This is a genomic window from Protofrankia sp. Cj5 (genome assembly GCF_917627405.1).
GTDB lineage: Bacteria > Actinomycetota > Actinomycetes > Frankiales > Frankiaceae > Protofrankia.
In genome coordinates this window covers 1-10,548 of sequence record NZ_CAKJTO010000139.1, presented here as the reverse complement: position 1 = coordinate 10,548, position 10,548 = coordinate 1, and the positions used below count along the sequence as shown (strand labels likewise).

Annotated in this window: 6 protein-coding genes and 1 pseudogene; 3 read left to right on the top strand and 4 right to left on the bottom strand. The window is 67.6% G+C overall.

The annotated features are described in order from the left end of the window. Positions 1 to 463: 463 nt before the first annotated feature. Positions 464 to 1,033, top strand: a complete 570-nt coding sequence (locus MJ777_RS20575; RefSeq protein ID WP_239377498.1) for a helix-turn-helix domain-containing protein — start codon at positions 464 to 466, stop codon at positions 1,031 to 1,033. Positions 1,034 to 1,053: 20 nt separating this feature from the next. Further along, positions 1,054 to 1,173: pseudogene (locus MJ777_RS20570) on the top strand (IS5/IS1182 family transposase); the annotation flags it as partial. Between the two features lie 27 nt (positions 1,174 to 1,200). Here MJ777_RS20570 and eccB read toward each other — a convergent pair. Then, a complete protein-coding gene (gene eccB / locus MJ777_RS20565) occupies positions 1,201 to 2,691 on the bottom strand; it encodes a type VII secretion protein EccB (protein ID WP_239377497.1) in 1,491 nt (496 codons plus the stop codon). Between the two features lie 30 nt (positions 2,692 to 2,721). Next, positions 2,722 to 4,125: a type VII secretion integral membrane protein EccD gene (gene eccD / locus MJ777_RS20560; RefSeq protein WP_239377496.1), complete on the bottom strand. Its 1,404-nt coding sequence runs from the start codon at positions 4,123 to 4,125 to the stop codon at positions 2,722 to 2,724. 296 nt (positions 4,126 to 4,421) lie between these two features. On the opposite strand from eccD, the gene eccCa reads away from it, so the two are divergent. Beyond that, entirely contained in the window at positions 4,422 to 8,417 is a 3,996-nt protein-coding gene (eccCa, locus tag MJ777_RS20555; protein WP_370652792.1) for a type VII secretion protein EccCa, read from the top strand. A gap of 222 nt (positions 8,418 to 8,639) precedes the next feature. Here the strand turns inward: eccCa and MJ777_RS20550 are convergent, their stop codons facing one another. Both MJ777_RS20550 and MJ777_RS20545 read right to left on the bottom strand, forming a co-directional pair. Next, positions 8,640 to 9,347, bottom strand: a complete 708-nt coding sequence (locus tag MJ777_RS20550; protein ID WP_239311947.1) for a zf-HC2 domain-containing protein — start codon at positions 9,345 to 9,347, stop codon at positions 8,640 to 8,642. Next, a complete protein-coding gene (locus MJ777_RS20545) occupies positions 9,344 to 9,919 on the bottom strand; it encodes a sigma-70 family RNA polymerase sigma factor (protein WP_239311946.1) in 576 nt (191 codons plus the stop codon). Before MJ777_RS20545 ends, MJ777_RS20550 begins: the two co-directional genes overlap by 4 nt. Positions 9,920 to 10,548 lie beyond the last annotated feature (629 nt).

The following is a 10,548-nucleotide window of genomic DNA, read 5'->3' as shown; positions in this document are numbered from 1 at the left end:
CCGTCAACTCCCGTCACGGCCCAGCCACGACTGCCGGTTCAGGCAGAATCCGGACTTCCTGCGGCGTTCACTTAGAACTACGCCATATTCATATTGGACTATCAATTCCAGCCAAAATCCCAGGCACACCCACCGATTCGGGCGGAATTAAAATTTCCTCCGATATTCATCCATGGTTATACAATGTTCACCTGCTACGAATAAAGATTGCAACTGTTCAGGCGTTTCCGGCTCCGTGGTAGCCTGCCGGTTAGTTAGCTATACAACGGCGCTGAGAACCTCAGAGGGCAGCCAGGAGCAGCCCTTGGCGAGGCGTCCGAGGGCGTCAAGCATCGCGACCCCCGTTTTTGCGGGCGTCGACAGGTAGCTACGCAGAGCGACGAACTGGCGGGCCCCGGTGAGGGGCCACGGACAGCCGGGCGCTCTTACTGATCGTGAACTCATGGAGTAGTGACAGGATTTCGTGGGGTATCCCAGGTATCGGGACAGCGGTGAATTGACCGCCGCCGATCGCGCACGACGGGAACACATCCGACTCCTGGCCGCGGGCCTGTTCATCGACGGGATGTCACCATCGGCGGTGGCCAAGCAGCTGCGGATGTCTCGGAAGTCGGCCTACACCTCGCGTCAGACCTGGGAGACCGAGGGTGGAGACGTGCTGCGGTCAGTAGGGCCGGCGGCCCGCTGCCGTCTCGACGACGACCAGCTCGCCCAGCTGGCCGGCAAGTTAGATCGTGGCCCGACGGCCCACGGCTGGAACGTCGACCAGCGGTGGGCCCTGGTCCGGATCGCCACCCTGATCGGCCGGCTGTTCGGGGTGTCCTACCTCCTGGCCGGGGTGGACAGCCCCACCGCATGGGGTACTCCGCGCAGCGACCAGTGCACCGGACGGCCGAACGTGACGAGACCTCGAGCCATCTGGCTGCGGGAGGTGTGGCCGGACGTAAAACAACAGTCGCGGCCCGCGGCGCGGAGGATCTGCTGTGCCGACAAGGCAGGCCAAGGGCTGAAGCTGCCGAAGGCACGGACCTGAGGCCTGTCTGATGGATAGTGCTGGAATGCGGGATCAACCGGCTGAAGCGGAACCGGGCGGTCGCGACCAGGTATGACAAGCTCGCTGTCCGCTACGAAGCCACCGTCACCATCGCAGCGATCAACCAATGGCTCCCATAACCGACTGACGAAACACACCCTAACTGGTCAATAAGGATTAGATGCTCCTGCACTACCCGTCTCGGGCGGCGTCGGCAGGCCAGCGACAGACACAGCGGCCGGATCGAGTGCCGGCCCGGTTGGCACCAGCCCGAGCAGCAGCGACGGCACGGGCAACGAAGTGACCGAGTTATAACCGAGTTTTGCCGCGACTTCCTTGGACGGCAACGGATACCGTAGCCCCAGATCTGTGATCAGATAAAGCGTCCCATCGGTTGCCCCGGGCACCGGCAGATCACGAACAAGCAATCCGCCGCCCGGCGGAACCGCGACGCGGACGCTTCCCCCGCCGGCCGCGCTGGCAGCAGCAGTCGCGACAGCCGGAGACGAAAGCGGCGCGAGCACCACCTCCGGCTGCGCCGGACCGCTGTCGGTGAACCGCTGTCGCACGCATGGGACCGACTCGCCGGGGCGGGACCCGGATGTGGGCTGGGACGTACCCGTCACCAGTGACGGCGACGACACCGGCCAGTCCACGGACAGTCTCGGTGCGGACGACCGGGCCGCCCCGGCAACCGCGGAGAAGTCCACTGGCAGCAGCCGGACGCCGGCGCCGCGGTAGGCCGCACGGCTCGCCGGGTCACCAAGCACAAGGGCCGTGGCCAGCGGAGACAACGTCGACAGGCCGTCCGGACGGACCAGGTAGGACTCCTGGCTGCCGGTACCGGGATTGCGCACCGAAAGCACCTGCCCCACCACTGTCGGCTGCCCACCGACGGCCGGTCCCGGCTGCCCGCGTCCGGCGACATCCGGCCAACGCAGATCCGATCCGGTAGGCAACGTATTCACCCAGGTTCCGGTCACCGGAAGCGCCGATGCCGCAGCGTAGCCGAGAGCAAACTGGACCGCTGCGCTAGCAAGCCGCAACCGGTGGCCCTGCCACACCAGGTACGACCGGCCGTCTGGATCCTGGACGAGGAGCGCCTGTTCCGGACCGATCGTGGCGCCACCTGCCGCCGCATCCAGACCGACTGCCACGGTGAGCGAGGTCACCCGGTTGCCCGAATCGTCGGTGCCTGTCGGCGCACAGACCGACCACACGTCTTCCGGTGTACGGCCACGGTCGGGCAAAGCGTCCGGCGCACCGGCAATACCCACCGGGGCACCGTGTGGGACGCCGTGCAGCGACTTCCGCGACACCCGCACAACCCGCGGTTGCTCGCCCATCAGCAGCAGCGCCGACGCGTAGTTCATAACGGGATGCAGCACGCCTTCCACAAACATGTACCGGTTGCCGGTCTCCCGCTCGACGACAAGGCTGCCAGGCGCCCGCCAGCCCTTCGCACCGCCGGGTGCGACGAGTCCCCAGATGAGCGCGCCGGCCACCGCCAACACGGCGATCATGACACCACTCACCATCCCGATGCTGAACCGTCGGGTCGGCGTCGTCGGCGCATCGGGTTCGGCGCGTACCAGCGCCGAGACAACACGCCCCACCACGAACTGGTATGCCTGAAGTTGGTCACGCTTGGTCTGCATCAACAGCCACCTCCCCGATACCGCCGGGCATCATCCGCCAAACCCCCGCATCGCGCCGTACACGCCGAGCAACGCCAGTACAAGCGGGATCAAGCCGGCAGCCAGCAACGACTCGACCAGATCGGCGGCCCGTCCCCAGTGCGGCAGCATCCGACGACCCGGTAGCGCCACCGCAGCTGCGGTGAGCAACCCAGCGGTTGCGGCCAACCCGGCTGGGACGACGATGGCGCGGACCGTCGGCGACGCTCTGAAGGCCGTGTCGACGACCAGGCACGCCGCCCCGACAACCATCGGGATCAGCAGTGCCGCCCGCTGGCCCGCCCCGACCAATGCCCGGCTCCGGAGCGCGAGCAACACCGTCACCATCGCAGCCACCGTCATCGACGCCCACCCTGAGTCGGTCGCCAACAGCGCCAGACAGCCGGTGGTCACAATGCCGAGCGCCGCGTACAGCGCGGTCAGGCAGGTGCTCGCCACCGCGGTGGTATCCAGCAGCCGCTGCCCCGGCAGGGGGTCGATATCGTCGTCCAGATCATCCGCTCCGGTCGGGAGCCCAGGCATCCGCATGCCGGCGAACCGGAATGCGGTGATCGGCGCGGCCGCCGACATCGCCAGCGCGACCGTGACAACGACAGCCGCGGCTTGCGGCCCGGACAACGACGCAGCGACCGTGAGCATTCCCCCAAACGCAATCAGTGCACCGGCGGCAATCGCCGTGACGAACACCGGTCCCAGGCCGCCGACCGCGACCAGGCACAGCCCGGCAACCGCGGCGACCGCGGCGCCCGACATCGACAGCCCGGGACCGTTGAGAAACACGCCCGGCGTATCCGTCGACAGCTGGCCGACCAACAGGCCGCCGACCGCGGCGAAGCCAAGAGCGCCGACACCCAGAACGGTGCCGATCGCCGCATCACCGATCGCCCGCGACGCCACCATCGCCCCAGTGACCAGGACGACCGTGATGCCCCCCGCGGTGACAGCCCTACTGCCGGCGGCACCGGCCGTACTACGAAAGCCAAGCATGCCGACAGCGACAGCGAGCGTGGCGAGCGCCAGCGCCAGGAAGAGCCACCGGGTGAAGGCGGGTCGCCAGCGATCCGGCAAGGACCGCACGCCGGTGGAGACACCGTCCACAAGGTCGTCGAAGTCGGCTACCGGCAGCTGGTCACCATGTGGGCGTAAGTAGAGGGTCTCGCCGTCCGACAACCCGAGAGATGCCGCTGTCTGGTCCTCTGCCAGCGGCGCGGCCCCCAGCCGCTGCAGCACCCATCCTCCCTCCGGGAGACCGCGTTCGGCCAGCTCATCGCCGCACTGCCGCAGCAGCGCCGGAAACAGGTCCGCCAACGGGACCGTCACGGGCACCGCCAGCTCGACGATCCGGTCCGGAGACACCAGCGTGAGCCGGCACAGGTCCGAGATAGCCGTTGACATCATTAATGCCCCATTTCTCCTTTTTTCGCGCACGCTCAGTCCGCCGGACCGCCTGGGCGAACCGGGCAACCCAACCCATGCACGCTTGAACCCCCCGAGGTGAGTTCAGCCGTGGGGATTGTGAGTACCCGGCCTGGCACCGCCGGGTCACCAAGCGGCCAGGCCACCGGATGGCCGAGCGGTCCCCGAGCCCGGTCCCCGGTCCCCGAGCCCCGAGCCCGAGCCCGAGCCCGAGCCCGAGCCCCGAAACACAGGCCCGCTTTGACTGCCGAATCAGCAACGACGAGGAGCTCGGGTTGAGTACGGTGATCTTTCGAAGGCCTCCGCGGCGCGCGGCGCCCGAAGTGCCGAGCGGGGAGCTACCCCTCCAGGAACCGCCCGCGCTGCCCGAAACGGAGTCGGGCGGCATGTACACCATCCTGATGTACCTGCCGATGGCGCTCGGCTCCGGCGCGACCGTTCTGATCTTCATACAGCCGGGTGCCGCGGTCATCATGTACCTGGCGTCCGGCGCGATGGCGCTGTCGATGGTCGGCATGCTGCTGGCCCAACTGCTCATGCCAGGTGGAAACCGCAAGCGCAAACTGCGCGGCGAACGCCGCGACTACCTTCGCTACCTGTCCCAGGTCCGCCGGCAGGTGCGACGGGTGATGGACGCCCAGCGGCGCAACGCCCAGTGGCTGCACCCCGATCCGGCCAGGCTGTGGTCGGTCGCGATGAGTGGACGGCTGTGGGAACGCCGGCTCACCCACCCGGACTTCGCCGAGGTCCGGCTGGCCACCGGGGAGCAACGGCTGGCGGTGCGCTTTCGTCCGCCGCAGAGCAAACCGATCGAAGACCTCGAACCGTTGTGTGCCCGTGCGCTGCGGCGCTTCATCCGTGCCCATGCCACTGTCCACGGCCTGCCGATGGCTGTGCACCTGCGGGCCTTCGCCCGAATAATGATCAAGGGTGACGTCGCCACCTCGCGGGGAATGGTCCGGGCGATGCTGGCTCAGGCCGCGACCCTGCACGCACCGGGCGAACTCGTGATCGCCGTGTGCGCCGCGTCCGATCGCCAGCAGGAGTGGGAATGGATCAAATGGCTGCCGCACGCGCAGCACCCGCGCGAGCATGACGCCGCAGGGCCGGTACGGATATTCGCCGACGACTACGCTGACCTGGAACAGCTGCTGGGCGATGACTTCACCGGCCGGCCACGGTTCGAGCCCGACAGCACCCCCAGCCGGGACGAGCCCTACGTCATCGTGATCCTCGACGGCGTACCGGTTCCCCACGCGGCCCGGCTCGCCGAAGCAGGCTTCCGCAACGCCGTCGCCGTCGCCATCAACGGGGACGGGGACGGGGACGGGGCGCTGCGCTGGCGAGCCGACCGGCTCGGCCTACGCCTGGCGACGACAGCCGACCGGGTGGACACCATCGGGGTCGACAACGCCGGCCAGGACGTCGCGACCCGGCTGGGGCAGCCCGACACTCTGGACGTGACGCGTTGCCGGGCACTCGCCCGGCAACTGGCCGCGCAGCGGGTGGAGATCTCGGTGGAGTCGACCGAGCCGATGAGCACGGACATCAATCTCACCACGCTGCTCGGCACCGGTGACCCGAACACTTTCGACCCGCCGGCGGCCTGGGCCTCGCGCAGTCCCTGGGACCGGCTCCGGGTGCCGATCGGTGTTGCCGAGGACGGCTCCCCGGTGGAGCTGGACCTCAAGGAATCCGCACAGGGCGGGATGGGTCCGCACGGGATACTGATCGGCGCGACCGGGTCGGGCAAGAGCGAGTTGCTGCGCACGCTCGTACTGGCACTCGCGATGACCCACTCCCCCGAGGTGCTCAACGTCGTACTGGTCGACTTCAAGGGCGGCGCGACCTTCCTGGGCCTGGACGCGCTGCCGCACACATCAGCAATAATCACAAATCTCGCGGACGAACTGCCGCTAGTAGACCGTATGCAGGACGCGCTGCACGGCGAGCTGGTCCGCCGGCAGGAGGCGCTGCGCAGGGCCGGGCACAGCTCACTCCATGAGTACGAGCGCGCTCGGATCGCAGGCGCCTCCATCGAGCCGATGCCAACATTGATCATCATCGTCGACGAGTTCAGCGAACTGCTGGCAAGCAAACGCGATTTCACCGAGCTGTTCGTCATGATCGGGCGACTCGGCCGTAGCCTCGGGGTGCATCTGCTGCTCGCTTCGCAGCGTCTCGACGAGGGACGGGTGCACGTCCTGGAATCGCATCTGTCCTACCGCATCGCGCTGCGGACCTTCTCCGCGATGGAGTCGCGCGCCGTCCTCGGCCTGCCCGACGCATACACGCTGCCGTCGGCGCCCGGCAACGGGTATCTCAAAACCGACACGTCGACTCTGATCCGTTTCCGGGCGGCCTATGTCTCCGCACCGCACCGGGCCACCACCGTCAGCGCCAGTCGCGCGGCCGCCAGCCGGCAGGTGGCCGCGTTCGCCGCCGGTTACATGGCGCCTACGCTGCCGCCTTCAGTGGATCACGCCGATCAGCAACCGGACGTGTCCGATGCCAACCCGCCCGGCAAGCCCCTCCTTCAGATCATCCTGGATCGGTTGCAGGGCGAAGGGCCACCAGCCCACCAGATCTGGCTCCCGCCGCTGTCCAACCCGCCCACTCTGGACCAGCTCCTGCCGCCGCTGGCCCCGGATCCGGAACACGGCCTGGTACCGCTGAGTCGACCGGACCGGTCCGAACTGTCAGTGCCGATCGGCATCGTCGACCGGCCGTTCGACGGCCTGCGCGACCTGCTCATGGTCGACCTCGCCGGGGGCGCCGGCCACGTCGGTGTGGTCGGGGCACCGCAGAGTGGGAAGAGCACCCTGCTGCGCACCCTGATCCTCAGCTTGGCGCTGACCCATACCCCACGGCAGGTGCAGTTCTACTGCCTCGACTTCGGTGGTGGTGCGCTCGGCGGGCTCGCCGACCTGCCACACGTCGGCGGCGTCGCCTCCCGGCTCGACGTCGACCGGGTCACCCGCATCGTGGCCGAGGTGTCCGGCCTGCTCACCGCTCGCGAACGGCTCTTCGCCGACCACAGCCTCGCGTCCATGACGGACTATCGACAGCTGCGCCGTGACGGCGGCTACCAGGAAGACCCGTATGGGGACGTCTTCATCGTGATCGACGGCTGGTTCACCCTCCGCCAGGAGTTCGAACAGCTCGAGCCGGTGCTGTCAGACCTCGCCAACCGCGGCCTCAACTACGGCGTGCATCTGATCATTTCCGCCGCACGCTGGTCGGAAATCCGGCCAGGCATGCGGGACCTGATCGGCAGCCGACTCGAACTGCACTTGGGCGACACGCTCGACTCCGAGGTGGGCAGCCGAGCCGCCGCGAACGTGCCCGCGACGCCCGGCCGGGGCCTGACGTCCGAAGCGCTGCATTTCCTCTCCGCGCTGCCGCGCCTCGACTCCTCGACGACCATTAACGATCTTGCTATCGCAACCCGGGCCGTGGTGGACGCGGTGCTCCAGGCCTGGCCCGGCCCGAGCGCCCCAGCGGTACGGCTGCTGCCCAACCTCCTCGCCGCCGAACGGCTGCCCCCGCCCGACGGCGACCTGCGGATGGCCATCGGTCTCGACGAACATCGGCTTGAACCGGTGTTCCACGACTTCAGCGAATCCGCCCATCTGATCGTGATCGGTGACGCGGGCGCGGGGAAGACGAACCTCCTGCGCCTCGTCGCACAAGCCGTCGAGAAACGGTACTCGACCGCGGAAGCACGGATCATGTTGGCCGACTACCGGCGAGACCTCTTCTCCATGGTGACGCCAGAGCGCCAGCTCGGCTACGCCGTGTCGAGCGACGCCCTGCGACAGATCATCCGCGAAGCCAGCGAAACGCTGCGCGCCCGGCTGCCAGGCCCGGAGATCACTCCCGATCGGCTGCGGCGGCGCGACTGGTGGATAGGACCGCGGTTGTTCGTCGTCGTCGACGACTACGACCTGGTGTCAAGCGGAATGACGACTCCGCTGGAGCCGTTGCTGGACCTGCTTCCCCAGGGAGCCGACATCGGCCTGCATCTCATCATCTCCCGGGCCGCGGCGGGCGCATCACGGGCGATGTACGACCCGATCATGCGTCGGCTGTGGGATCTCGGCACGCCAGCGCTGTTGATGTCATGTCCCCGGGACGAGGGTACGTTCCTCGGCGACGTCCGGCCCCGGACGCTTCCCCCGGGCCGCGCCCAGCTCGTCAGCCGGCGGCAGGCCCAACTCGTCCAGTGCGGCTTCGTCCCTGTCCCGACAGTCGAGGAACTGTTCCAGTGATGCTCCCGCGCCTGCGTCGTGAACCCGGCGGCGCAGGCGCGGGAGGCGCGCATGCGATGGAAGGGACCCACAGCCGGCGCCGTACCGACCCGGCCCCGTGTGACGAGGGCGCCAGCGAACGGCCACGACGCTGGCAATCCGGGAAAAGACCGCTGGTGGCGGCCTCGGCACGGTGCCGAGGCCGCCACCAAGCGCCGGTCCGTCCCCGGCCGGCGCGGCCGGTTACACGGGCACCGCCAAGATCTCCTGACCATCAGGCGTAATAATCATAAGTGTGGCGATGTGTTCTATGGGAATACCGACAGCCCCACTGATACGTTCGCCCGCGGGCGTGGGTGAGTGGGGTGGTACGACCCAGGTGCCGGCGATGTCCTGGATTCCCTTGTGGGAAACCGCGACGAGCCTGCAACGCTCTCCAGCGGCAACAGCGCGTTGGGTACCTGCTACCGTAAGCTGAATTCCGGTTCCCCAGACAGCCGGGGTGAGTACGGCCCGGCCGGTGACAGCTGTCTTGGTATCGCTGCCCTCCACAGTACGGACGCCGACGGACGGTGTGGGCGCGGCCACCGGCACCGGCGCGGCACTGTTGGAGTTACCCATAGCGAAACCGACCGCGCCCGCAGTCGCCACACCGGTTGCGGCCGCGGCAGCAACCGCGAACAACAGCCGTCGTGGCAGAGCATTCGGCGGCAGACCGGCCAGCGGTGGGCCGGCCGGGATCGTGTCCGGCGCCGGCAGGCCCACAACCTCATCCTCCTCGGTCATGGTGCCAGCCGCCAGATCCGCGACGGTGTCGCCCAGATCAAGCAACTCGGCATGGCACGACTCGCAGGAGCGCACATGCTCCTCAAGCCGCGCCTCCTCCTCGGGCTCAAGCGCCCCGAGCAGGTAGGCGCCGAGCGCACGGCGGTACTCCACATCGGTGGTCATACAGCCAACTCCCGCCCCTCATCGAACGCAAGTCGAAGAGTCCGTAACGCATAGTGGATCCGCGACTTGACCGTACCGACCGGAATACCCAGGACACGAGCAGCTTCTACAGCTGTCCTGTCCTTGAAGTACACCTCTATGAGGACGGCACGGTGCTCGGGGGTGAGACGGGACAGCGCCCGTTTAACTTCAAGTGCGGTCAAAACCTCCTCAGAACGGTCCCAGACGGCGGTCTCCGCGGCGTCGTCCTGGTTCACTTCGGTTGGCCGCGCCCGCTTCGCGCGGTAACCATCGACTGTGACATTATGTGCAACCCGCATGAGCCAACCACGTACGGAACCCCGCTCCGGGGTCAATGCCTCCGCATTGTGCCAAGCCCGCAGCAACGTCTCCTGGACGATGTCCTCCGCGCGATACCGGTCACCGACCGTCAGCCGCAGTACGTAGGACAGCAACGGGGCGCCGTGCTCGGCGTAGAGCTGCCGAACGAACTCGGCCCGATCCCTCGGCTGTTCCGCTGGTCGGGGCAGGGCTAGATGTCCGTCGCGTGGATCGTCTCCGACCTGGACCATGATTGGGCAGCCAACCAGTTCAGGTCAGTTCGGATCCACCGGCACAGCCCGGATGTCGGTTCGGGCCCGCCCGTCGCCCGGAGTGCCGTCCACTCGCACCACGCTCGTTCGATCTCATCACAGCCACCTAGATCTATGCAGATAATAGATAACCCTGCTTTAATTTTTACTAATGTGGACAAACCCTAATGGATTCCCCGGACGAACGCCGCATGATCCCCGAAACTGGACACTCTCGTCCGGAGCCGGCGGAATTTTGTGTGTCTGGCGGGAACGGACCACCGGCCCTAGGCAGCCGGGTAATGGCATTATGATCATCTGATCGCGCGGCAGCACCCCCGGCGGGCACTCACCCACCGCGTTGTCCACCTTACTCAGCCGGCTAAGAGCGCCTGGCAACAGGGGGCGCGCTGCCACGGGGCCGGGATACGGACCTCGTGTCATCGCTGCCCATGCATTGCCGCGCGATGCATGGGCAGCCCGGCTCGCCGGTCGCCGCCCACCACAGTGGCTCTCCGCGATACCCACACCCAACCCGGCTCCTTCATCCACAGTCCTGGCGCCGGGCACTCCCCGACACGCCTGATAGCTGACGGCCGACACGAACGATGGCCCAGCAAGACAACCTG

Excerpts from the sequence above, each read along its gene's own strand:
- eccB (WP_239377497.1), bottom strand. The coding sequence starts at position 2,691 with ATGCAGACCAAGCGTGACCAACTTCAGGCATACCAGTTCGTGGTGGGG.
- eccD (WP_239377496.1), bottom strand. The coding sequence starts at position 4,125 with ATGTCAACGGCTATCTCGGACCTGTGCCGGCTCACGCTGGTGTCTCCG.
- MJ777_RS20550 (WP_239311947.1), bottom strand. The coding sequence starts at position 9,347 with ATGACCACCGATGTGGAGTACCGCCGTGCGCTCGGCGCCTACCTGCTC.
- MJ777_RS20545 (WP_239311946.1), bottom strand. The coding sequence starts at position 9,919 with ATGGTCCAGGTCGGAGACGATCCACGCGACGGACATCTAGCCCTGCCC.